Source organism: Micromonospora sp. LOL_021, assembly GCF_048060215.1.
Taxonomy (GTDB): domain Bacteria; phylum Actinomycetota; class Actinomycetes; order Mycobacteriales; family Micromonosporaceae; genus Micromonospora_E.
The window spans coordinates 102,862-124,880 of record NZ_JBHMIN010000008.1 but is presented as its reverse complement, the minus strand read 5'-3'; the positions used below and the strand labels follow the sequence as shown (position 1 = coordinate 124,880).

Genomic DNA, 22,019 nt, shown 5'->3' with positions numbered 1-22,019 from the left:
CTGGCCCGGCCCCGACCCGTCCCGGGGCCGGGCCAGCGGTCCGTCCGCCGGGGCATGAGCAGCGCTAGCGGTCAAGCAGCGAACGCAGCACCTTGATGATCTCCTCCGGTGCCTCCTCGGCCATGAAGTGTCCGGCCGAGGTGGTGCGGTGCTCCAGGTCGTCGGCCCAGGTACGCCACAGCTCGGCCGCGTCGAACCCGAGTGCGGCGCCCCAGTCCTGCTGCACCACGGTGACCGGCATGACCAGCCGGTTAGCGGCCGCCCGGTCGGCCCGGTCGTGTTCGATGTCGACGCCGGCCGAGGCCCGGTAGTCGGCGACGATCGAGGCGACCGCCTCGCGCGAGGCCCGCAGGTACTCCGCCCGCAGCTCGGCGGGGATGGCCTGCGGATCGCGGGTCCACAGGTCGAGGAAGTAACCGAAGAAGGCGTCCGCGCTGGCGCTGATCATCTGCTCGGGCAGGCCGGGTGGCTGGGCCATCAGGTACAGGTGGAACGCGACCGCGGCGGTGGAGCCGTGCAGCACGTCCCACATGTCCAGGGTCGGCAGCACGTCGAGCGAGGCCAGGTGGCTGATCTTGCTGGGATGGTCCAGGCCGGCGCGGATGGCGACCAGGGCGCCGCGGTCGTGGCCGGCCAGGGCGAAGCGTTCGTGGCCGAGCTTGCCGGCGAGCGCGACGACGTCGGCGGCCATGGTCCGCTTCGAGTACGTGTCCCGGTCGACCGCCTCGGGTTTGTCACTCGCGCCGTAGCCGCGCAGGTCGGGCAGGATCACCGTGTGGTCGGCGGCCAGGTCGGCGGCGATGTGCCGCCACATGGCGTGGGTCTGCGGAAAGCCGTGCAGCAGCACGACCGGGCGGCCCGTACCGCCGACCGCCACGTTCAGTGCCACGTCGCCGTCGACCGCGACCCGCCGGTAGTCGAAGCCAGGGATGGCAAATGTCATGATCGTACCCTTTCTTCTGATCGGTGCCGTAATCCAGCGTGCCGGGCCCGGATGAGCAACCGATGAGCGCGATACGTTGAGCGCAGGCGCAGAAGGGCGGTCCGGTCAGTGCAGGTCAGCTTCGGTGTTCTCGGCCCGGTCGTCGCCTGGGACGACGTCGGCGCGCCGATCGACCTGAAAGGGCCGAAGCACCGGGCGGTGCTCGCCCGGCTCGTCGTCGCGCGGGGCCGGGTCGTCCCGGTCGACCGCCTCGTCGACGACCTGTGGCCGGAGCCCGCGCCGGGCGCGGTGAGCGCCGTACGAACCTTCGTCGCGGCGTTGCGGCGCGCGCTGGAGCCGCAGCGTCCGCCGCGATCGCCGGCCCGGTTGCTGGTCACCGATGGCCCGGGGTACGCGCTGCGGCCCACGCCGGACGCGGTCGACGCCTGGCGGTTCGAGGACAGGGTCGCTGCCACGTCCTCGGCTGCCCCACACCCGGCGCTCGACCAGCTCGATCGTGCGCTGAGCTGGTGGCGCGGGCCCGCGTACGCGGGTTTCGACGACGAGCCGTGGGCGCAGGTCGAGCGTTCCCGGCTCGACCAGCTCCGGCTCAACGCCGTCGAGCAGCGGGCCGAGGCGCTGCTGGGCGTCGGGCGGGCCGCCGACGCCGTACCGGATCTCGACGCCCACGTGGCCGGGCATCCGTGGCGGGAGGAGGCGTGGCGGCTGCTGGCACTCGCCCTGTACCGGGCCGGCCGCCAGGGCGACGCGCTCGCCGTCCTGCGCCGGGCCCACCGCCTGCTGCTCGACGAGCTCGGCATCGACCCGGGCCCGCGACTGCGGCACCTGGAGGCCGACATCCTGCGCCAGACCGAACGGATCGACGACGGTCCTGGTCCGGCCGCGCCGGAACGGCTCTGGGCGCAGACGTTGGCGGCGTACGACCGGAGCGTGCCGTCCGGTTCCGGAGCCCGGCTGGAGTCGACGGTCGGTCTGCTGCGCAGTCTCGCCGTGACCGGGGCGAGCGGTCTCGAAGCGGCACGGGAGCAGCGGATCACGGCCATCACCGTGGCCGAGCAGTTGGGCGATCCCGAGCTCGCCGCCCGGGTGATCGGCGGGTACGACGTACCCGCGATCTGGACCCGCTCGGACGACCCGGCGCAGGCGGCGCAGATCGTCACGGCCGCCGAGCGGGCCCTGGCGACCGTCCGGCCCGGCCCGTTCGATGCCGTCCGGGCCCGGCTGCTGGCCACGGTCGCGGTGGAGTCACGCGGCACGCACGCGGCACGCGGGCCCGAGGCTGCCCGGGAGGCGGAGCGGATCGCGCGGCGGCTGGGCGACCCGGCCCTGCTGGCGTTCGCGCTCAACGGCGTGTTCATGCAGACCTTCCACCGGACCGGTCTGGCCGCGCAGCGCGACGGGATCGGCGCCGAACTGGTCGCGCTCTGCGCCCGCAACGGTCTGGCGACGTACGAGATCCTCGGTCATCTCGTCCGGTTGCAGGCCGGCAGCGGGCTCGCCGACTTCGCCGCCGCCGACCGGCACGCCGCCGCCGCGGACCGGCTCGGGCAGCGGCACGACCGACCGCTGGTCGGGGTGTTCACCGGGTGGTACCGGGCGCTGCGGCTGGCCGCGACCGGGTCGCCTTCGACCGTCGCCGAGGCCGCCTACCGCGACGCGGCGGCGCGGCTCGCCACCGCCGGCATGCCCGGCGTCGAGCAGGGCCTGCTCCCGCTGGCGCTGCTGTGTCTGCGGGTCTGGCGCGGCGAGGCGATCCGCTTCGACGACGACACCGACTGGGGCCCCTACCTGCCCTGGGCGCGCCCGCTCATCCTGCTGGCCGGGGACCGGCCGGCCGAGGCCGCGACGGCGCTGCGGCAGACCCCGGAACCACCGCGTGACCTGCTGGCCGAGGCGTTGTGGTGCCTCACCGCGCGGGCCGCGATCGCCCTCGACGACCGTACGGTGATGCGCCGCGCCCGGACCGCACTCGCACCGGCCGTCGGAGAGTTGGCCGGGGCCGGCAGCGGCATGCTCACCGTCGGCCCGGTCGCCGGTCACCTCGACGACCTCGCGGCGGCCCTGCGCCGTACCCGATGAGCCGGCTGCCACTGAGCCAGCTGGCATCGATGGCTGTCACGGCAGTGCGGTGAATCCTATCGACGGCGCGGGTACGCTCTGCCACACTCCGGACATGGACCACCACCCCCCGACGAACCCCACGGCACCCCGCCACCTGCCCACCGCCGAGCTCACCGCCGGGCTCGCGGAGGTGGCCCGCTCCCCACGCAGCTCCGGCACGTTGGACCTCGTGGTCCGCCGGCCAGCCGTCGACGAGCGGGAACTGCTGGCCGAAGGGACGCTCGATGTCGCCGACGGGCTGGTCGGCGACAGCTGGACGCAGCGCGGCAGCTCGGCGACCGGCGACGGATCGGCGCACCCGGACCGGCAGCTCACCGTGATAAACTCCCGGTTCGTCCGGCTGGTCGCCGGCGACGACCCGCAGCACTGGGGGCTGGCCGGCGACCAGCTCTTCGCCGACCTCGACCTGCACGCCGACGCGCTGCCCGCCGGCACCCGACTGGCGGTCGGCGACGAGGCGGTCATCGAGGTGACGGCCGAGCCGCACACCGGGTGTGCGAAGTTCGCCAACCGCTACGGACGCGACGCGCACAAGCTGGTCTGGAGTGAGCAGGGTCGCCAGGCCCGGCTGCGTGGCCTCTACGCCCGCGTCGTGGTCGGTGGCGTCATCCGGCCCGGCGACCAGATCCGCGTACTCGGCACGGCGGCCGACGCCACCGAGGGAACCGCTATGACCCTCAACCCGCCGGTTTAAGGGTCATAGAGGTTCCCTCGTCGTGAGGTGCCGGTCGTCAGCCCGATCGCCGTCGCCAGCCGGGCGACACCGGCAGTGTCCGGCCCGCATTGGGCAATCTCCGCCACGACGGTACGGGCGGAGGGCCGGCAGCGGATCTCAGCCGGTACGACGCGGTCCGCCTCGACCAACCACCGTCCCGCCGCCGCGAAGTCGCCGACGTCGACGTACGCCCGCGCGGCGTCCACCAGATACGCCGCCCGATGCTCGGCCGGCAGCCGTAGCCAGCCGTCGTGACGGACGATCGTGGCGTGTCGGTTGACAGCGTCGGTGGCGTCCCCGAGGTCGACGGCCGCTGTCACCCGGGCGCAGTCGACAGCGGCCGGTCCGAAGCTCGCCTGCCGGTAGTCCAGCCCGTCGCCGATCCGGCCAGCAACGTCAGCGGCCCGACCGAGCAGCTCGTCGACGCTGCGGGTTTCGCCGCAGCCGGCAGCGGCCAACCCGGCCTGCAGCAGCAACGTCCCGTACACCGGGCCACACTCGACCGATGCCGCAACGATCCGATCGGCGGCGGCGATCGTCGTCGTCATCGCCAACCGGTCCTGGCCCAACCCGCGCAGCGCCTGCCCGAGCGGCACCGCCGCCGACCCGGCCAGCACCGGATCACCGCCGGCCACGGCAAGCGCCCGATCGGCCGCCAACCAGGCCAGCTCGGGTTCGCCGACCTTGACCAGCACGAGCGCGATGATCCGGTACGCGCGCACCAACAGCTCCGCCCCAGGCGCAGGCCGGGTGGCGTGCAGCCGCCGAGCGGCGTCCAACAGCCGCGGTGTCATCCGCAGCAGCCGGGGATAGTCCCCGTGCTGGTACGTCGACCAGCCGTGCTCGACCCGCTGCGTGACCTCCTGTTCCGCCGCCGGGCCGCTGTCGGCGGCGGTGAACACCTCGTAGCTGGCCAGCGCCGCCCGGACCGCCGCCACCCCGTCGACCGCCCCACCGGTCTCCGATGGCCGGTCCGGGCCGGTCAACTCCGCCGGGTCGACCCGCAGCACCTCGGCGACCTGCCGGATCAGCGAGAACCGGTCCAACGTCCGGACACCACGCTCCACCTTCTCCACCCAGCTCTTCGACCGACCGATCCGGTCGGCGAGCACCTGCTGGGTCATCCGCCGCCGTACCCGCCACAGCGCAACCCGACGCCCGACGGCCACGCTCATCGCCTGCCACCCGCGTCGACCCAGGTCCACGACACGAAACGCTCGTACAACTCGGCCGGATCGGTGATCCCCGCCTCCTCGACGGCGACCGTCAGCAGCTCACCGACGTCGACCGACAGCGCCAACGGCTCATCCACGTACGCCTCCGCCAACAGCGTCCGACCCGGCGGACACGGCCACGGCGTCCCGTCCGGACAGACCGCACAACACCACGTCGGCCGCACCGGCTCATGCACCGGCCCACCGCCGGCCCGGTGCTGCTTCACCGCAGGTATCGCCGGCCGGCGTTACCACCCCGGGCCTGCGCCCGATCCGTCCGGGTCGCCGGCCGCCGATCCGACGGCGGCGATCACGGGATGCGACGCCGGGCCCAGCTAACGCGAGGCCGCCCCGCCGCCGAACTCACAACCCCGATATGGAAGGCGACGGCGCAACCTCTGCAAGCAGCCTGCCCGTCACACAAAGTGAAGGTCTACAGTGTGCGTGTCTTACCGGCGTCCGCAGACCGGCAGACAGCGGTCAGCAATCAATCTCCCGCTCGACCTGTGCCACTTCCCCGGCAAGGCGCTTCGCCCCCGTCGAGTCAGCAATCTCTCGCGCCTCCGCGATCCACGATGCCGCGACGTCGCGGTCGCCCGCCGCGACATGGGTCGAAGCCAACTGGCACACGTACCAACCGACCCAGTCCGATCGACGCACCTCGCCGGGCAGCTGATCCAAGCCTGATTGCAACAGCTCCACCGCGCGGTCGTATCGGCGCAAGTACCGCTGCGCCAAGCCTCGTTGCATCATTAGATACGTCGGATCATGGAAGTACAGCCAGTCAGGCTCGCGGTCTCGTGCGTCAGCGGCTCGGGCTGTCAGCTCTTGAGCATTGTCGAGCTGCCGATCAGCGCCTTCAGCGTCACCCAGGATTGCTAGACCGCGAGCCTCCTGCTGAACAGCAACGCCACGTACACCAGGGCTGGCCGGCTGCCATGCAGCGGCACGCGACAGCTCCACCATGGCGGCTGTCTCGCCACGCATCCAGGCGAGGTGCCCACGCATACTCAGCGATGTAGCCGTCAGGTGAGGATTGCCTGCCTCCGTAGCCCACTCCATAGCGCGGAGATACCACGCGCGACTGCTCGCATGATCGCCGGTCGCAGCGGACAACCAGCCGCCGAACTGAGCCCACTGGCCAGCGACATCGACGAGCCGCGACCAGTGTTTGTCGTGCCGGGCACCGTTAACGAGTTGTTCGATGGCTGACAGCTGTGCGAGCACCGGCCTGACCACCGCCGCCGACCCGACGACATCTTCGAGTCGACGTTGATGAGCAAGCACCGCTGCCAGGGAGTCGATCGTTCCCGCGTCGATCCGACGCGGTCGAGTGATGGCAACGCGGAGTCGCTGCTGCTCCTCCCCCGACAGACCCGCCGGATCATCACGCACCATCCCGGCGAGATGTCCACCCGCACCCAGCGCCTCATCGAGACGCACCATCAAGTCCGGAGGCGGCGACTTGCGCCCCTGCTCGATGTCATGCAGGTGAGACCGACTTGAGTACGCCCGCTTCGCAAGATCACGCAGAGAGAGGCCAGTCTGCTCGCGAAGCGCACGCAGGGTGGCTGGAAGACGTGGGTCGACAATCCGCGGCATGACGGTCACCACCAAGATCGAAAACGTCGGCGGCCTCCGTAAGTAGATATCCACAACCGCCGCCAACCCAGACGATACCCCCGACGGGGCTCGCCGGACGTACCGTCGCGCGGCGTCAGCGGTAACGCCTAATCCGAATCCCTCGCGGCGGTGTACCGATCGCTTTGGCTCCCCCACGTAGGTCTACCGCCAGCTTTCGACCCGCAAGTGGTGCGAGGTCGACGGAAAACAAGAGCACATCCAACTGACGCAACCTTGGCAGTGATGCGAGGGGGCGCAAACCGATCGCCTCACCTTGGACCCCAATCTCCAACCGACGAAGGGCAGAAAGATCACCCAACGATGTCAAATCCTTAACTCCGGTTGCACCGAGGTAGAGGTACTCCAGTTCGACCAGATTCCGTAAGGGTGAAGCTTCACTCAGCCAGCCACAATTCCACAGATCCAGACTCTTTACTCGCGGAACAGCTTCAGTCAGCGCCAAGAGTCCACCGACAGGCTCCAGAGCACCTGCGACAGAAAGACCGTAGAGGCTTTTCAGACCCCCCGAAAGGCGAAACATCAACCCTCGGTGAGTTGGCCGGGCTCAGACGGTAGTTCGCGGAGCAGCGGTTCCCCGACTCCGGCGAGTGACCGGGATTCTTTCACCGACCGAGGCGGCAAAAGCGTCTGAACTCCGTCGCGGATCCGTTGCAGCAACTCCGGCGGCTCAACTGTCGGCGAGGTTTCCAGGCAGGCAGCGGCAAGCAGCCGCAGATGCCGTGCCTGCTTCGGTTCGTTCGAAGCACGGTCGAGCAGCCCGGTCAGCAGGGACCGGCGTACCGGCGCGTTCGCATGGCCGGCGGCTAGCACGCTCGTCTCCCGCCAGGTGTCCAGATGGGCCTGACCCACCAGCGCGCCGTCATGCCCCTGCTCGGCTGCCTCGCGGGCGGCCAGATACTCCTGGAATGTTCGATGCACGAAATCGATTCGGTCGGGCACCGGCTCGCGCAGCACTCCGCTGCGCTGCACCAGGTGATCCAGCACTGCTTCGGCTGGGTTGGTCACCTGCCGCATCCCGGCGAGCCGCTGCCGCATCTGGTGCAGGGCCTCCTCCCGCGCCAGCTCGGTCCGGCCGTTGAGGGTGAGCCACCAGGCGACCTGCTGAAGCAGCTGTAGCTGGTGACGGCTGGTGAGGTCGCGCAGCACGGACGGCACGCCTCGCTGGGTGTCACGCCGTTCCAGCAGCATGTCCATCGCGGCCTGGTAGATGTCGATCCGGTTGCGGGGCAGCCGGCTATCCCGATCCAGATTAAGCGCACAGAGCATCGCGCACAGCAATGGGCTAGCGGCGAGCGCTTGGAGATGAGCGCTGCCGTCGAGTTGGACGAGCAGCCGATGCTCATGACCGGCCAGCTCGTGCGGCTCGCACGGCAGGTCCCCGACGCTGCGCACGGCCTCGTGCCATTGCCGGATCAACGCACGCACATCCGACGGACCCATCCGTTCCAGATTCGCGACCGCGAACCCTTCCGCGTGCAGCCAACGGGCAGCGGCGGCCACCGGCCGAGAGGTAACCACCACCCGCAGCTCGGGGTACGCGGCCAGCAGGCCGCGCAGCCACTCACGAACCGCTCGGCGCTGCCCTTCCGGCACCTCATCGACGCCGTCGACGCAGAGCACCGCACCGTCGGCAAGGCGACGGTGCACCCACCCCAGCGGCAGTAGCCCGGCGAGCGGGTCGGCGATGCCGTCGAGTAGTTCCTCCGGTTTCGGCAAGGGCCGGCGCACGTAGTGGCGTAGCCGGACGACGTACGGTACGCATTCGTTCCACTCACTCAACTCGCCGCTGAAGCCGCCACACGCGGCGGTGACGGCAATCCACTGCACCAGGGTTGTCTTGCCGGACCCTGCCTCCCCACGGATAAGGATCCGTCGGGCGGAGCCGAGAGCGCTTTCCACCCGGACTGCGGCGTCGTCGAAGTGCGACCGGTCATGCCGGCGCTTTCCCGGATCCCAGCGCAGGCTGCGTCGCGACCACCGAGCCGCCTCACCGCTGCACGCCAGACTGATGTACGCCACGCTCAACGGCGTCTGCAGTCGGTACCGCCGCACATCCACGCCGAAGAGTTCGAGTCGGTCGAGCGTTGCGATCACCTGGGCCAGGTAGCGGGCTTCGAACTGGCTGTCGTGGTCGGTGCCCGCCGGTGCGTCGAGCCTGGTCACCGGCAGCCGGGCGAGGACCTGGCCGAGCGCGGCGCTGACGTCGGTGAGCCGGTCGAGCATCTCGACCGCCGCGCGTGCCTGGAACGGGCGCAGTTGGATCACCAGTTGGATCAGGCAGACACAGCACTCGTCAAAGATCAGGTTGTAGACCTGCTCCGCCGCAGCACTCAGCCCGGCACGCTCGGGCATAGACGGCAGTTGCTGCCGCAGCCTGGTGGACAACTGCGCGGGCTGCAGGTCGTCGGCGAACAGCGCAGCGTCGGACAGGTCCGCTGCTTCGAAGGTGTCCGCCACCGCGTCTAGCGCGGCCCGTAGCTCATGTTCAGGCAGGTCTGCGGATCGCCCATCGATCAGTGGACGAATCCGTTCGTAGACCGTGTCCACGAGCTCGTCGATGCGACGTTTTGCCCGCCTCAGCCCGACATCGTCGAGGATTCCGGTGTCGACGAGATCGGTCAGCCAATGTGACCGTTCACGTTTGTCTCGGCGCTTGCCCAACCAGGCCGTCAACACTGGCGCTACCGCTGTGCCGACCACACGCAACAACGTCGCTTCCACTGTGCCCACTTCGGACCTCCGCCAGCCGCCGACCGACGCAGGGTATCGAGGTGGCATAAATTCTGGTAGGTCTGTTCCATCGCTCGGCTTCATCAGCGGCAGCCGGAGCGCTCGTCGAGCGGAGCCCTGCGCTCCTGGACAGCGACACGCTCTCCGGCCAGTCCCGGCAGGAGCTAACCTCGATCCTCTACAGCCTGCGTACCGACGGGTTCCCCGGCACAGGAACGAGCAGATGAACGACGAAAACGACACCGCTGGCGCGATGAAGTTCATCTTCGAGGCTGGCGTACTCAAACGCGCCGCCCGCACCGGCTGGTGGTTCGCCGGTGTCAGCCAGCCCGAATCCATCGCCGACCATTCCTTCCGTACGGCGATCATCGGCATGATGCTCGCCGCGACAGAGGGCGCCGACCCGGCCCGCGTCACCATGCTCTGCGTCCTGCACGACACCCAGGAGACCCGCACCACCGACCTGCCGCACATCGCCAAGCGCTACCTCACCGCCGCACCGAACACCACCATCACCGCCGACCAGGTCGCCGACTGCCCACCAGCCATCGCCGGCATCATCACCGCCGCCGTCACCGAGTACGAAGCCGGCGAAACCCTCGAAGCCATCGTCGCCCGCGACGCCGACAAACTCGAACTCCTCGTCCAAGCCGTCGAGTACCGCCACCAGGGCATCAACAACATCCAACGCTGGATCGACAGTTCCCGCGCCGCCCTCAAGACCACCTCAGCCCACCGCCTCGCCGACGCCGCCCTCGCCGGACAACCACTCGCCTGGCTCGAACCACCGAAACAGGTCAACGACCACGACCCCGACCGCCGGGATGTAGCCCGTGGGTGAACCGATGACGCCAGCTCCGGAGGGTCCTGCTGAACGGCCGGCATCTACGGATCGTCGTATGCGGCGCCGGGCCCGCCGCCGACGTCCTCCGACTCGTTGAAGCAGCACACGAGCAGTCGTGGGCGACGACGGTCGTCGCCACCACCAGCGCACTCGACTTCATCGACGCCTCCGCCGTCACCGAACTGGCCGGCAACCCCGTACGCAGCACCTACCAGACCCCGGACGTCGGCGGCCGGCGGATCATGCCACCAGTGGACGCGGTGATCATCGCACCGGCGACGTACAACACAGTCAACAAGCTCGCCAGCGGCGTCGCCGACACCTACCCGCTCACCTCGACCGCCGAACTGATCGGACGCGGCGTCCCCACCGTCGTCGTGCCGTTCGTCAACGCCGCGCTGGCCGCCCGTGCCCCGTACCAACGCTCCATCGCCGGACTGCGGGCCGAAGGCGTCCGGGTCATCTCCGGCCCGGACGACGACTGGACACCACACCCACCAGGCACCGGCACCGACCGACGTGCCGTGTTCCCCTGGAGGAGGGCGTTTCAGCTCGCCACGCAGATGCGCCCGAGGGGGTTGAGCAGTTGACGACGAACACGGCACCGCTGGCGCGATGGAGTTAGCCCTGCCAGACGGCTTTGACGTTGCAGAACTCGCGGATGCCGTGCACCGACAGCTCCCGGCCGTACCCGCTGGTCTTGATGCCGCCGAACGGCAGCTCCGGGTAGGACACCGTCATCCCGTTGACCGTGACGCTGCCGGCCGCCAACTCGTCGACGCAGCGGCGCTGCTCGGCCGGGTCGCCGGTCCACACCACCGAGCCGAGCCCGAACGCGGTGTCGTTGGCCACCTCGATCGCCTCGTCGAGGGAGTCGACCGGGTAGATCACCGCGACCGGGCCGAACGCCTCCTCGGCGTACAGCCGCATGGTCGGGTCGACGCCGGTCAGCACCGTCGGCGGGTAGAACCAGCCCGGCCCGTCCGGCAGTTTCGCGCCGGTCAGCACCGTCGCTCCCCGGGCCACCGCGTCGTCGACCAGGTCAGCCACGTCCCGCCGGGTCTGCGCGGTGGCCAGCGGCCCGACCTCGGTCGACGGATCGGCCGGGTCACCGACCACCAGGGCGGCCATCCGGGCCACGAACTCGCCGGTGAACTCGTCGAGCACCGCCCGGTGCACGATGAACCGTTTCGCCGCGATGCACGACTGCCCGTTGTTCTGGCAACGGGCCCGCGCGGCGACCGCCGCCGCCCGCGGCACGTCCGCCGACGGCAGCACGACGAACGGGTCCGAGCCGCCCAGCTCCAGCACCGTCTTCTTCAGCGCCTGCCCGGCGGCGGCGGCCACCGCCCGCCCGGCCGCCTCACTACCGGTGAGAGTCACCGCCGCCACCCGGTCGTCGCGGATCACCCGGTCCACCGTCGACGCGCCGATCAGCAGGCTCTGGAACGCCCCGGCCGGGAAGCCGGCCCGGGTGAACAGTTCCCCGAGGTAGATCGCGGTCTGCGGCACGTTGGAGGCGTGCTTGAGCAGGCCGACGTTGCCGGCCATCAGCGCCGGCGCGGCGAACCGCAACGCCTGCCACAGCGGGAAGTTCCACGGCATCACGGCCAGCACCACGCCGAGCGGTTCGTAACGCACGTACGCGCTACGCGCGCCGACCGCCGCCGGGTCGGCCGGCTCGTCGGCGAGCATCCGTTCGGCCTGCTCGGCATAGAACCGGCAGCCGGCCGCCGACTTGCGTACCTCGGCCAGCGCCGCGCCGACGGGTTTGCCCATCTCCAGGGTCATGGTGGCGGCCAGGTCGGCGGCGTCGGCGTCGAGCAGGTCGGCGGCGGCCCGCAGCCAGGACGCCCGCTGGGCGAAGCTGGCGGCCCGCATCGGCGGCCGGGCGGCGGCCGCCGCCGCGAGGGCCTGCTCGATCTCGTCGTCGCTCATCGACGGGTACGTCCGTACGGTCTCGCCGGTGGCCGGGTTCACGGTGGCGATGGGCATGGTCAACGGTTCCTGTTCGTCGTCGGGTTCGTCGTCGAGCGGAGGGTTTCCAGTTCTGCGCGTACGGCACCGAGCAGCGCGTGGGCGGCGGTGGGTGCGATCCGCGCCGGGTCGTGGACGATGCCGACGGTGCTGACCGCGCCGATGGCCAGCATCGGCTGACCGTCGTGGCGCACCACGGTGGGTCGCTCGACGGGTGCCCCGACGCTGACCACCGCCGCCAGCCCGGCCGGCAGCTGCGGGACCTCGTGCAGCAGGCCGGCGGCGGCGCTGTCGCACAGCGCGACCGCCGGTGCCGGCTGGTCGCCGACGGTGCCGGACGGCCCCTCGGTCAGGCCGTCCGGGTCGGCGAGGCGGCGGGCGACGGCCGCCGGGTTGAGGTCCCCGGCGTCGCGCAGCACCCGTACGCCGCGTCTGCCGTCCGCGCCGTCGACGAGCACCGCGAGGTGCCGTCCGTCGGCGTCGGCCAGCGGGGTGCGGCGTAGCGCCCGCAGCAGCGCGACGGCGGCGAGCGGCCCGACCGGACGATCGTCGGCGGCGCCGAGCTGGGCTTCGACCAGCGCGGCTGCCACCGTACGGCCGGAGCCGGCCGGAGCCGGCCGGCCGGCGGCGAGCACGTCGGCGGGTCGTACCCGACCGGCCGGGCCGCTCCCACGCAGGCCGGCCAGGTCGACACCGTGTTCGCCGGCGAGCCGCCGCACCCGGGGGCTGTGCTGCTGGCGGGTCACGACTGCAGCGCCTTCTCGATGGTCTGACCGATGCTCTCCACCGACGGGATGACCAGGTCCTCCAGCGAATCGGCGGACGGCAGCGGGATGTGCGGGGTGGTGATCCGCTGGACCGGCCCGTCCAGATCCCAGAACGCCTCGTCGACGGCGATCGAGGCGATCTCCGCGCCCCAGCCGAGCAGCCGCGGGTTCTCCTCGACGGTGAACAGCCGCCCGGTGCGGTGCACCGAGTCCAGGATGGTGGTCACGTCCAGCGGCACCAGTGACCGGACGTCGATGACCTCGACGTCGATGCCCCGCCCGGCGAGTTCGTCGGCGGCCTGCAGCGCCCGGGGCACCATCAGGCCGAGCGCGACGACGGTGGCGTCCCGGCCCGGCCGGCGGATCTTCGCGGTGCCGAGGGTGTCGACGACCTCCCCGTCGGGCACCTCGGCCCGCCCCGCGTACAGTCCCTTGTGTTCGAAGAACAGCACCGGGTCGTCGCTGCGGACGGCGGCGGCCATCAGACCGACCACGTCGGTCGGGGTGGACGGGCTGACCACCTTCAGACCGGGTACGGCCATCGCCCAGTTCTCCACCGACTGCGAGTGCTGCGCGCCGAACCGTAGGCTGCCGCCGTTGCCGGACTTGATCACCAACGGCAGGCTGACCTGGCCGTTGGTCATGTACCGGGTCTTGGCGATCTGGTTGACCACGATGTCCCAGCAGACCGCGAAGAAGTCGGAGAACATGATCTCGGCGACCGGACGCAGCCCGGTCATCGCCGCGCCCATCGCCGCGCCGAGGATGGCCTGCTCGGAGATCGGGGTGTCGACCACCCGACGCGGCCCGAACCGGTCGAGCAGCCCGGCGGTCGTCTTGAACACCCCGCCGGCGCCGGCCACGTCCTCACCGACCAGCACCACCCGCTCGTCGCGCTCCATCTCCTGGGCGATGCCCCGGGCGACCGCCTCGCGGTAGCTCAGTTGCGCCATGACGATCCTCCATCCGCCCACAGCTCGGTCATCGCGCTGCCCGGTGGGGGCAGCTCGCCGGCGCTGGCCCGCTCGGTCGCCTCGTCGACCGCGTCGGCCACCTCCTTGTCGATCCGGTCCAGCTGCGCCGGGTCGACGCCGAGACGCCGCAGCCGGCCCCGGTAGATCGCCACCGGGTCGTACTCCTGCCAGGCCGCCACCTCGGCCGCCGGCCGGTACTTGCCCGGGTCGGCGCGGGAGTGCCCGCCGTGGCGGTAGGTGACCGCCTCCACCAGCGACGGTCCCGCGCCGGACCGGGCCCGGGCCAGGGCGGCCACGGCCGTCTGGTAGACCTCGTCGGCGTCGTTGCCGTCGATCTCGATCGGTGTCATCCCGTACGCCGCCGCCCGGTCGGCGGCCGGCCGGCGCACCGCGGTGATGTCGCTGGTGACCGTGTACTCCATGTACAGGTTGTTCTCGCAGACGAACACCACCGGCAGCCGGTACACGGCGGCGTAGTTGAGCGCCTCGTGGAACGCCCCGATGTTGGTGGTGCCGTCGCCGAAGAAGCAGACCGCGACCTGCCCGGAGCCCCGGTACTGGGCGGACCAGGCCGCGCCGTTGGCGATCGTCAGATGCGCGCCGATGATCGCGTACGAGCCCAGCATGCCGTGCTCGACGCTGGTCAGGTGCATCGAGCCGCCCTTGCCGCCGAGCAGCCCGTTGGCCCGGCCGAGCAGTTCGGCGAGCACCGGGGTCATCCCGACGCCCCGGGCCAGGGTGTGCGCGTGGCCCCGGTAGGTGGCGAAGCTGTAGTCGTCGGCGCGCATCGCCACGCCGAAGCCGGCGGCGATCGCCTCCATCCCCAGCGACAGGTGGCTGGTGCCCTTCACCAGCTGCTGCATGAACAGGTCGTACGCCCGCTTCTCAAACTGGCGCATCTCCTGCTGACGCCGGTAGAGGTGCAGCCGGGTGTCCAGGTCGATCGGTGCGCTGTCGTGCCGGGTCACGTCGCCCGGCGGCAGGACGGCGTCGTGCTCGCCGTACGGGTGGTGTTGCAGTGGCAGGGTCATCGGTGGGCTCCGTCCGCGCCGGGTCGGTTGTTGATGTGCGACTGGCTGTGCCGTTGCAGCGGCAGCGCGCCGCCGGTGGTGAAGTAGCGCTGGCCGGCGACGAGCAGCTGTTCGGCCGGGAACTTGGTGATCACTTCGGCGCCGTCGGCGGTGACGACCAGCTCTTCCTCGATCCGGGCGGCGCCCCAGCCGTCGGCGGCCGGCCAGTAGGTCTCCAACGCGAAGACCATGCCTTCTTCGATCACCTCGGGGTGCTCCAGTGAGACGAGCCGACTGAAGATCGGCTTCTCCCAGATGGACAGACCGACGCCGTGGCCGTACTGCAGGCCGAACGCGGCCTCCTCGTCGGCGAAGCCGAACTCCTGCGCGGTGGGCCAGACCGAGACGATGTCGGCGGTGGTCGCGCCCGGCTTGACCAGCTCGATCGCCTGGTCCATGTAGTCGCGGCACCGCTGGTAGGCGTCGACCTGCGCCCGGGAGGCGCTGCCCACCGCGAAGGTGCGGTAGTAGCAGGTGCGGTAGCCCATGAAGCTGTGCAGGATGTCGAAGAACGCCGGGTCGCCGGGGCGGATCAGCCGGTCACTGAACACGTGCGGGTGCGGCGAGCAGCGTTCCCCGGAGATCGCGTTGACCCCTTCGACCTGCTCCGAGCCGAGGTCGAACAGTTTCTTGGCGACCAGCCCGACGGTTTCGTTCTCCCGCACGCCGGGGCGCAGGAACGCGTACAGGTCGTCGTAGGCGGCGTCGACCATCGACGCGGCCGTGGTGAGCAGCGCGATCTCGTCGGGGGTCTTGATCCGCCGGGCCTCCAGGAAGACCTGCTGGCCGTCGACGACCTCGATGCCTCTGGCCTGCAAGGCGGTCAGGATCGGCAGTTCGAGCATGTCGACGCCGAGCGGAGAGTCGGTCAGCCCGTACCGGTCGAGTTCGGCGTAGATCTTGTCCGCGACCGCCTCGGCGATGCCGGCGTCGGGGTGGAAAGCGCCGCGCAGCACCGAGATGCCGGCCCGGGATCCGCTGGTGCCCCGCGCGGCGGGGGCGATCGGCCGGCCCTCGCCGTCGGTTGCGCCCCGGTAGTCCAGCCACGGCGCGTACAGCTCGTGGTGGCGGGCGGCGGAGCCGAAGTCCCACAGCACGGGCTCCCCGCCGCGCGGCAGCAGCGCGAAGCGGATCAGTTTGTCCATCGCCCAGGTGCCGATGTGGGTGGCGGTCATGTAGCGGATGTTGTGGAAGTCGAAGGTCAGCAGCGCCCCGACCGACGACGCGTCGAGCTGGCGGCGCAGCCGCGCCAGCCGCTCGCGGCGCAGCCGGGCCGGGTCGACCCGGGCCTCCCAGTCGACGACGTTCAACCCGAAGGTGGCGGTGCTCATCAGGTGTTCCTCTCGTGCGGCTGGGGGTCGTCCAGCGACGGCGGCTGGTGGTCGGCCGGCGGTTGGTGATCGGCCAGGCCTGCGGCGGCGGCCTGGATCTCGTAGAGGGCCAGCAGGTCCCGCTCGCCGTGCCCGTGGCCGATGGCCTGCTGCACCAGCTGGTGCACCATGGACACCACCGGCATCGGCACCTCGTGTTCCCGGGCGGCGGCCAGGCCCAGGTCGAGGTCCTTGCGCAGCAGTACGCCGGTGAAGGTGGGCGTCCAGTCCCGGTCGGCCAGATCGGGGGTACGTTGGCGCACCCACTCGGAGCCGACGACGGCGTTGCCGAGGAAGTCGAGGAACGCCCGGCGGTCGGTGCCGGCCTTCTCGACCAGGGTGGTGACCTCCACCAGCGCCTGCGCGAGCGCGCCCAGGTAGAGGTTGTGGGCCAGCTTCACCAGCCGGGCCTGCTCCTGCTCCCCGGCGTGCACGACGATCCGGCCGACGGCCCGCAGCAGCGGCTCGACGTCGGCGAAGGTGTCCGCCGGCCCGGAGGCGACCAGGCAGGCACGGCCGGAGCCGACCACCTCCGGGTTGCCGCTGATCGGCGCGGCGAGGAACGCCACGCCGGCCCGCGCGCAGGCCGCGCGGGCGGCGGCGGAGGCGTCGACCGCGACCGTGGAGCAGTCGACCACGGTCCGCAGTCCCGCGTCGGCTGCGGACAGCAACCCGTCGCCGGGGCCGAGCACGGCGAGCAGGTCCTCGGAGGAGGACACCGACACGAACACCACCGGGCAGGCGGCCAGCTGGGCAAGCGTTGCCGCGCGTACCGCTCCCTGCTCGACCAGCGGGCCGGCCTTGGCCGCGGTGCGGTTCCAGACGGTGACCTGGTGGTCGGCGTCGATCAGCCGCCGCGCGATCGCGGTGCCCATCCGTCCGGTGCCCAGTTGGCCGACCTTCATCGCGGTGCCGTCCCGATGTCGTCCGGTCCGACCTCGGCCGCGCGCGGGTCGACCCGGACTCCGGCGCAGAGTTTCTGGTCGAGGTACTCCCAGTCCCGGTTGAACCGGTAGGAATGTTGGGCGGGCGGCTGCGGCGACTGGGTCTCGATCCACCGGGTCCGCCCGTCGGTGCGGTTGTAGAAGGCGTGGTCACAGCCGGAGCCGGTCCACAGCACGTCGCCGGGTTGGAAGCTGAGTTCGACGCCGCCGGCCACCACCGCCTCGGTGCGCCCTTCGGTGAACACGTACGCCTCCTCGAACGGGTGGTCGTGCGGGTGGGCGACCGCGGTCGGCTGGTACTCGACCATGAACATGGTGTGCAGCTGCGCGCCGACCCGCTGGTCGGCGAGCATCCGAATGCCGATTCCGCTGTACGCGAGCAGCGCGGTGGCCATGCTGGCGGACACCTCCGGGGCGTTCGGGTCGCTGCCCCGGGCCAGCCGGCGCAGGTCCATCGAGCCGCTGTCGAAACGGAAGAAGTGCCTGTTGCGCGGGTCGCGCAGGTCGACGCCGCCGGGCTCGCCGCCGGTGAGCTCGCCGGGGACGAAGAAGGTGTCCCGGCGGTGGTCGCCGGGGAGCAGCCGCACCGGCGCGGACGTCTCCAACCACCGGGCACCGCCGCGCCCGGCGGTGAGCTGGTGCGCCACCGCCACCGGCACCAACGCGCAGTCGTCGGCCTGCAGGGTCAGCCGCTGGCCGAGCATGGTCAGGGTCAGTTCACCGGACCAGATCCACAGACTCTTCTCGTACGAGTGGACGGTGACCGCGATGGCGCCGCCCGGGTCGAGGATGCCGGTGCTCATCGTCATGTGGTGCGAGCCGGTTTCCCGGCCGATCAGGTCCTGGCGGCGGAACCCGGTGCTGTGCTCGGCGTAGTCGGACGGGGTGACGGCGAGTCCGTCGTCCATCCGGGTCACGTGGTACATGTGCTGATCCCCCTTCTTGTACGCGGGTCTGCGGGCCCCCGGTCGGGTTTGCCGGCCTCAGTCGGCGGCGAGTGCGACGACGGCCCGTCGACGCCGCCGGCTGCGCAGCAGCGGGACCGACGCGGCGGCCACCACCAGGACGCCCTGGATCCAGAACTGCCAGGCGAGGCTGAACGACAGGAAACTGATCGCGCTGGTGACGGTCTGCAGGAACAGGGCGGCGGCGACGGTGGCCAGCGCCGAACCGGAGCCGCCGAAGATGCTCGCCCCGCCGAGCACCACCGCCGCCACGGAGGCGAGGGTCAGCGCCTGGCCGACGGCGGCGTTGCCGACCCCGGTCTGCGCGTACAGCACCACCCCGCCGAGCGCGGCCAGCGCGCCGGCGGTGGCGTACCCGGTGAGTTTGGTCCGGGTGGTGTCGACGCCCATCCGCGCGGCCCGCACCGGGTCGGAGCCGGTGGCCCGCAGCGCCCGGCCGAGGCGCGAGCGGCGCAGCAGCAGGTGCCCGGCGACGCCGGCGGCGACCGCGACGAGGAAGGTCAGCGGTACGCCGGCGATCGTGGTGCCGAGCAGGGTCCGCAGTGCGCCGCTGGCCGCCCCGCCGGGCAGTGGCCGCAGCAGTTGCGCCACCCCGAGTACGCCGATCCCGGTGATCAGCGTGGCCACCACCGGGGGCAGCCCGACGGCGGTCACCAAGGTCCCGTTTATCAGGCCGACCAGGATGCCGGCGACGACAGCCGCGACGATCCCGACGGCGAAGACGGCGGGTGCGCCGTCGGCGAAGAAGGAGACGGCGACCACCGCGACCGCCACCGTCGAACCGACCGACAGGTCGATCCCGCCGGTGAGGACGACGACCAGTTGGGCGAGGCCGACCAGGGCCAGCGACGCCGCGGCGACCAGCAGTTGCTGGAGGCTGATCAGGCTCAGGAAGGCCGGCGACGACGCGGCGGTGACCGCTCCGCAGACGACGGTCATCGCCAGCACGGCCAGGGTCTGCGTCTCGCCGCCGAACAGCCGCCGCCGGGGTGGGCGGGTCCGGTTGGCACCGTGCTCGACCGCCGCTTCGGTGGCGAGCACGGCGGCACCGGTGACGTGCCGTTCGGAGAGCGTGTCGGCGGCCAGTTCGGCCTGCACCCGGCCCCGGGAGAAGACCAGCACCCGGTCGCAGAGCCCCTCCAGCTCGACCGCGTCGGTGGACAGCACCACCACGGCGGCGCCGCGCGCGGCCAGCTCGCGCAGCACCCGGTAGATCTCCACTCGGGCACCGGCGTCGACGCCCTGGGTGGGGTCCTCGACCAGCAGTACGGCGGGCTCGCCGAGCGCCGCCCGGGCCAGCAGCGCCTTCTGCTGGTTGCCGCCGGACAGCGCGCCGACCGGGCTGTCCAGGGTGGCTGTCTTGACCCGCAGCGAGGTCACCGCGGCGGCCACCGTCTGCCGCTCCGCGCCCCGCCGGGGCAGCACCTTGCCGATCGACACCGCCGGCAGGTGCGTCGCGGCCACGTTCTCCCGGACGCTGAGCTGGCCGAACATCGCTTCGGCGAGCCGTTCGCCGGAGAGGAAGACGATGCCGTGGCGGGCGGCGGCGGCCGGCCCGGTCAGCCGTACCGGCCGGCCGTCGACCGCCACTCGGCCGCTCGCCGGCACCAGGCCGGCGAGCGCCCGCAGGAACTGCCGCTGCCCGTTGCCCTCGACCCCGGCGAGGCCGAGGATCTCACCGCGGCGTACCCCGCCGTCGACGTCCCGGAACCCGGTGCCGGTGAGACCGTCGAAGGTCAGCAGCGGCGGGTCGGGGTCGGCCTGCCCGGCTGCGGTCGGACCGGCTGTGGGCAGGTCGGCCTTTGGCGGGAAGGTGGTCTCCAGCGAGCGCCCGACGATGAGCTCGACGATCTCCTCGTCGGTGTGTGCCCCGACGTCGCCGCTGTCGACCACCCGGCCGTCACGCAGCACGGTGAGCCGCTGCGCGATCTGGCGGATCTCCGGGATCCGGTGGGTGATGTAGACGACCGCCCCGCCGGCCGCGACCAGCCGGCGGACCTGCTCGAACAGCCACTCGGTCTCGTCCGGCCCGAGCGCCTCGGTGGGCTCGTCGAGGACGAGCACCTGCGGCTCGCTGCCGAGCGCGGCGGCGATCTCGACCAGGTGCGCCTGGCGTGGGGTGAGGTCGGCGACCAGGGTGGCGGCGTCGATGGGCAGGCCGAGTTCGTCGAGGTGGCGGCGGGTCCAGGCGGCCACCTGGTCGACGCCGGGCCGGACCCGCTCGGGCAGCAGCATCAGCATCGACTCGGCGACGGTGAGGCTGCCGACCAGCACCGGCGTCTGGTAGACCAGCGCCAGACCGTCGTCACGGGCCAGCGCCGGGGTCAGCCGCCGGTGCTCCCGCCCGAGCAGGGTGATGGTGCCCGAGTCGGGGGCCACCGCGCCAGCGGCGACCCCGACCAGGGTGGACTTTCCGGCCCCGTTCTCACCGAGGACGGCGTGCACCTCGCCGGCCCGCACGGTCAGGTCGACCCCGTCGAGGGCGCGTACGCCCGGATAGGTCTTGACGATCCCGCGCAGGGTCAACACGGTGTCGTGGCGGACCGACGTCGTCATCGCGGTCAGCCCTCGAACAGCGCGGCGAGGTCGTCGGCGGACAGCTGCGACGAGGGTGAGGCGCCCGGCGGCAGCGCCGGCTGGCAGGCATCAACGGGGGTGACCGCGCCGTCGGCGGCTCCGGTGGAGTCCTCGTACAGGCTGAGCTGGATCAGCGACGGCTCCTGGTTGTCCAAACCGTTGATCTGCGCGAGCGCCTTGCGCAGCCCGACCCGGCCGATCCAGGTACGGGCCGACACGGTGGCCAGCTCGAAGTCCGGGTTGTCGGCCTTGGCGTCGTCGAACAGGCAGCTCAGTTCGTTGTCGTCGGTGGTGGCGACCGGCACCAGCGGCCGGCCGGCGCTCTGGAACGCCCGGATGGCACCCATCGTGGCGGTGCCGTAGTCGCTGATCACGCCGTCGATCTGCGGGTACCTGGCGAGCAGGCCGGCCATCGCCTGCTGGGTCATGGCCGGGTCCCAGTTGGTGGTGACCGGCTCCGGGGTCAGCACGTTGATCTGCGGGGCGGTGGCGAAGACCTCGTTGATGCCTTCGAGTTCCTGCTGGCTGACCGCGTTGCCGGCCGGGCCGCCGAGCAGGACGACGTTGCCGCCCTCGGCACCCAGCCGGTCGGCCATCCACTGTGCCCACAACACGCCGTCGTGCCGGGTGTCCCAGTCGACGTAGTCGAAGTAGTCGGTGCCGGGCGTACCGGTGGGGTCGGCGGCGATCGGGACGACGACCACCCCGGCGGCGTGGGCGGCCTGGAGCGCCGGCAGGTGCGACGCGCCCGGTCCGGCGGACGGCACGACGAGCAGGATGTCGACGCCCTTGGCGGTCATGCCGGTGATCGCCGACAGGGTGGCCTGCAGGTCGCCGCGGCCGGCGGCGTACTCGACGCCCTCGATCGCCGGGCACTTGCCTGCCTCGTCCTCGACCTCGGCACGGAGGATTCGCGACCACGAGTTGGTGCCGAATCCGTCGACCAGGCCGACGGTTACCGGTTCGTCGCCGCAGACGTCGCTCATGTCGATCAGGTCGGACAGCGGGCCGGTGTTGCCGATGGCGACGGTGCCGCCGTCGGTGCCGGTCTCCTCGTTCGGGGCGGCGGTCGACGAGCAGGCGGCGATGGTGAGGCAGGCGGTGGCAAACAGGGTGACGACTGCGGACCGCCGGTGGCGGCGCAGGTTGGTCGTTCGGGTCATC

At 71.6% G+C, this 22,019-nt stretch carries 18 protein-coding genes; 4 read left to right on the top strand and 14 right to left on the bottom strand.

The genetic code is table 11. From position 1 onward, the window contains the following. Nucleotides 1-64: 64 nt before the first annotated feature. On the bottom strand, nucleotides 65-943 hold the full coding sequence (locus ACFHWT_RS08520; RefSeq protein ID WP_416594029.1) for an alpha/beta fold hydrolase: 879 nt from the start codon (nucleotides 941-943) through the stop codon (nucleotides 65-67). 108 nt (nucleotides 944-1,051) lie between these two features. Between ACFHWT_RS08520 and ACFHWT_RS08515 the strand changes: the two genes are divergently transcribed. Continuing rightward, nucleotides 1,052-3,022 (top strand): AfsR/SARP family transcriptional regulator, encoded by a 1,971-nt coding sequence (locus ACFHWT_RS08515; protein ID WP_416594028.1) that lies wholly within the window; start codon nucleotides 1,052-1,054, stop codon nucleotides 3,020-3,022. Nucleotides 3,023-3,116: 94 nt separating this feature from the next. Beyond that, nucleotides 3,117-3,758, top strand: a complete 642-nt coding sequence (locus ACFHWT_RS08510; protein WP_416594027.1) for an MOSC domain-containing protein — start codon at nucleotides 3,117-3,119, stop codon at nucleotides 3,756-3,758. Here the strand turns inward: ACFHWT_RS08510 and ACFHWT_RS08505 are convergent. From ACFHWT_RS08505 to ACFHWT_RS08490, 4 genes are all read right to left on the bottom strand, one after another. Beyond that, nucleotides 3,755-4,954: a helix-turn-helix domain-containing protein gene (locus ACFHWT_RS08505; RefSeq protein WP_416594026.1), complete on the bottom strand. Its 1,200-nt coding sequence runs from the start codon at nucleotides 4,952-4,954 to the stop codon at nucleotides 3,755-3,757. The two genes, ACFHWT_RS08510 and ACFHWT_RS08505, sit on opposite strands and share 4 nt — an antisense overlap. After that, nucleotides 4,951-5,091, bottom strand: a complete 141-nt coding sequence (locus ACFHWT_RS08500; RefSeq protein WP_416594025.1) for a hypothetical protein — start codon at nucleotides 5,089-5,091, stop codon at nucleotides 4,951-4,953. The genes ACFHWT_RS08505 and ACFHWT_RS08500 overlap by 4 nt, the downstream gene beginning before the upstream one ends. 382 nt (nucleotides 5,092-5,473) lie before the next feature. After that, on the bottom strand, nucleotides 5,474-6,595 hold the full coding sequence (locus ACFHWT_RS08495; protein ID WP_416594053.1) for a helix-turn-helix domain-containing protein: 1,122 nt from the start codon (nucleotides 6,593-6,595) through the stop codon (nucleotides 5,474-5,476). Nucleotides 6,596-7,156: 561 nt separating this feature from the next. Then, nucleotides 7,157-9,415: an NACHT domain-containing protein gene (locus tag ACFHWT_RS08490; protein ID WP_416594024.1), complete on the bottom strand. Its 2,259-nt coding sequence runs from the start codon at nucleotides 9,413-9,415 to the stop codon at nucleotides 7,157-7,159. 175 nt (nucleotides 9,416-9,590) lie between these two features. On the opposite strand from ACFHWT_RS08490, the gene ACFHWT_RS08485 reads away from it, so the two are divergent. Together ACFHWT_RS08485 and ACFHWT_RS08480 are read left to right on the top strand one after the other, a co-directional pair. Continuing rightward, nucleotides 9,591-10,208 (top strand): HD domain-containing protein, encoded by a 618-nt coding sequence (locus tag ACFHWT_RS08485; protein ID WP_416594023.1) that lies wholly within the window; start codon nucleotides 9,591-9,593, stop codon nucleotides 10,206-10,208. Between the two features lie 26 nt (nucleotides 10,209-10,234). Next, nucleotides 10,235-10,801: a flavoprotein gene (locus ACFHWT_RS08480; RefSeq protein ID WP_416594052.1), complete on the top strand. Its 567-nt coding sequence runs from the start codon at nucleotides 10,235-10,237 to the stop codon at nucleotides 10,799-10,801. 31 nt (nucleotides 10,802-10,832) lie between these two features. Here the strand turns inward: ACFHWT_RS08480 and ACFHWT_RS08475 are convergent, their stop codons facing one another. The 9 genes from ACFHWT_RS08475 to ACFHWT_RS08435 are packed head-to-tail and all read right to left on the bottom strand — an operon-like array spanning nucleotide 10,833 to nucleotide 22,018. After that, nucleotides 10,833-12,206, bottom strand: a complete 1,374-nt coding sequence (locus ACFHWT_RS08475) for an NADP-dependent succinic semialdehyde dehydrogenase (RefSeq protein ID WP_416594021.1) — start codon at nucleotides 12,204-12,206, stop codon at nucleotides 10,833-10,835. Between the two features lie 2 nt (nucleotides 12,207-12,208). Beyond that, nucleotides 12,209-12,934, bottom strand: coding sequence for an E3 binding domain-containing protein (locus ACFHWT_RS08470; protein WP_416594020.1), 726 nt, complete (start codon nucleotides 12,932-12,934; stop codon nucleotides 12,209-12,211). Further along, nucleotides 12,931-13,908, bottom strand: a complete 978-nt coding sequence (locus ACFHWT_RS08465) for an alpha-ketoacid dehydrogenase subunit beta (RefSeq protein ID WP_416594019.1) — start codon at nucleotides 13,906-13,908, stop codon at nucleotides 12,931-12,933. Before ACFHWT_RS08465 ends, ACFHWT_RS08470 begins: the two co-directional genes overlap by 4 nt. Next, the gene (locus tag ACFHWT_RS08460; RefSeq protein ID WP_416594018.1) at nucleotides 13,896-14,960 is read right to left on the bottom strand and encodes a thiamine pyrophosphate-dependent dehydrogenase E1 component subunit alpha; all 1,065 of its coding nucleotides are present in this window, start codon (nucleotides 14,958-14,960) and stop codon (nucleotides 13,896-13,898) included. The genes ACFHWT_RS08465 and ACFHWT_RS08460 overlap by 13 nt, the downstream gene beginning before the upstream one ends. After that, nucleotides 14,957-16,330, bottom strand: coding sequence for a M24 family metallopeptidase (locus ACFHWT_RS08455; protein WP_416594017.1), 1,374 nt, complete (start codon nucleotides 16,328-16,330; stop codon nucleotides 14,957-14,959). The genes ACFHWT_RS08460 and ACFHWT_RS08455 overlap by 4 nt, the downstream gene beginning before the upstream one ends. Next, nucleotides 16,330-17,274, bottom strand: coding sequence for an NAD(P)-dependent oxidoreductase (locus ACFHWT_RS08450; RefSeq protein ID WP_416594016.1), 945 nt, complete (start codon nucleotides 17,272-17,274; stop codon nucleotides 16,330-16,332). The genes ACFHWT_RS08455 and ACFHWT_RS08450 overlap by 1 nt, the downstream gene beginning before the upstream one ends. Then, the gene (locus ACFHWT_RS08445; protein WP_416594015.1) at nucleotides 17,271-18,239 is read right to left on the bottom strand and encodes a cupin domain-containing protein; all 969 of its coding nucleotides are present in this window, start codon (nucleotides 18,237-18,239) and stop codon (nucleotides 17,271-17,273) included. The genes ACFHWT_RS08450 and ACFHWT_RS08445 overlap by 4 nt, the downstream gene beginning before the upstream one ends. Before the next feature lie 57 nt (nucleotides 18,240-18,296). Next, complete coding sequence (locus ACFHWT_RS08440; RefSeq protein ID WP_416594014.1) at nucleotides 18,297-20,834, bottom strand: ATP-binding cassette domain-containing protein; 2,538 nt, start codon at nucleotides 20,832-20,834, stop codon at nucleotides 18,297-18,299. 5 nt (nucleotides 20,835-20,839) lie between these two features. Next, nucleotides 20,840-22,018, bottom strand: a complete 1,179-nt coding sequence (locus ACFHWT_RS08435) for a substrate-binding domain-containing protein (RefSeq protein ID WP_416594013.1) — start codon at nucleotides 22,016-22,018, stop codon at nucleotides 20,840-20,842. Between the last annotated feature and the right edge of the window lies 1 nt (nucleotide 22,019).

What these genes read in the sequence shown, in the direction of transcription:
- ACFHWT_RS08520 (WP_416594029.1), bottom strand. Translation starts at nt 943, where the DNA reads ATGACATTTGCCATCCCTGGCTTCGACTACCGGCGGGTCGCGGTCGAC.
- ACFHWT_RS08510 (WP_416594027.1), top strand. Translation starts at nt 3,117, where the DNA reads ATGGACCACCACCCCCCGACGAACCCCACGGCACCCCGCCACCTGCCC.
- ACFHWT_RS08505 (WP_416594026.1), bottom strand. Translation starts at nt 4,954, where the DNA reads ATGAGCGTGGCCGTCGGGCGTCGGGTTGCGCTGTGGCGGGTACGGCGG.
- ACFHWT_RS08495 (WP_416594053.1), bottom strand. Translation starts at nt 6,595, where the DNA reads ATGCCGCGGATTGTCGACCCACGTCTTCCAGCCACCCTGCGTGCGCTT.
- ACFHWT_RS08490 (WP_416594024.1), bottom strand. Translation starts at nt 9,415, where the DNA reads ATGCCACCTCGATACCCTGCGTCGGTCGGCGGCTGGCGGAGGTCCGAA.
- ACFHWT_RS08485 (WP_416594023.1), top strand. Translation starts at nt 9,591, where the DNA reads ATGAACGACGAAAACGACACCGCTGGCGCGATGAAGTTCATCTTCGAG.
- ACFHWT_RS08475 (WP_416594021.1), bottom strand. Translation starts at nt 12,206, where the DNA reads ATGCCCATCGCCACCGTGAACCCGGCCACCGGCGAGACCGTACGGACG.
- ACFHWT_RS08465 (WP_416594019.1), bottom strand. Translation starts at nt 13,908, where the DNA reads ATGGCGCAACTGAGCTACCGCGAGGCGGTCGCCCGGGGCATCGCCCAG.
- ACFHWT_RS08460 (WP_416594018.1), bottom strand. Translation starts at nt 14,960, where the DNA reads ATGACCCTGCCACTGCAACACCACCCGTACGGCGAGCACGACGCCGTC.
- ACFHWT_RS08455 (WP_416594017.1), bottom strand. Translation starts at nt 16,330, where the DNA reads ATGAGCACCGCCACCTTCGGGTTGAACGTCGTCGACTGGGAGGCCCGG.
- ACFHWT_RS08450 (WP_416594016.1), bottom strand. Translation starts at nt 17,274, where the DNA reads ATGAAGGTCGGCCAACTGGGCACCGGACGGATGGGCACCGCGATCGCG.
- ACFHWT_RS08445 (WP_416594015.1), bottom strand. Translation starts at nt 18,239, where the DNA reads ATGTACCACGTGACCCGGATGGACGACGGACTCGCCGTCACCCCGTCC.
- ACFHWT_RS08440 (WP_416594014.1), bottom strand. Translation starts at nt 20,834, where the DNA reads ATGACGACGTCGGTCCGCCACGACACCGTGTTGACCCTGCGCGGGATC.
- ACFHWT_RS08435 (WP_416594013.1), bottom strand. Translation starts at nt 22,018, where the DNA reads ATGACCCGAACGACCAACCTGCGCCGCCACCGGCGGTCCGCAGTCGTC.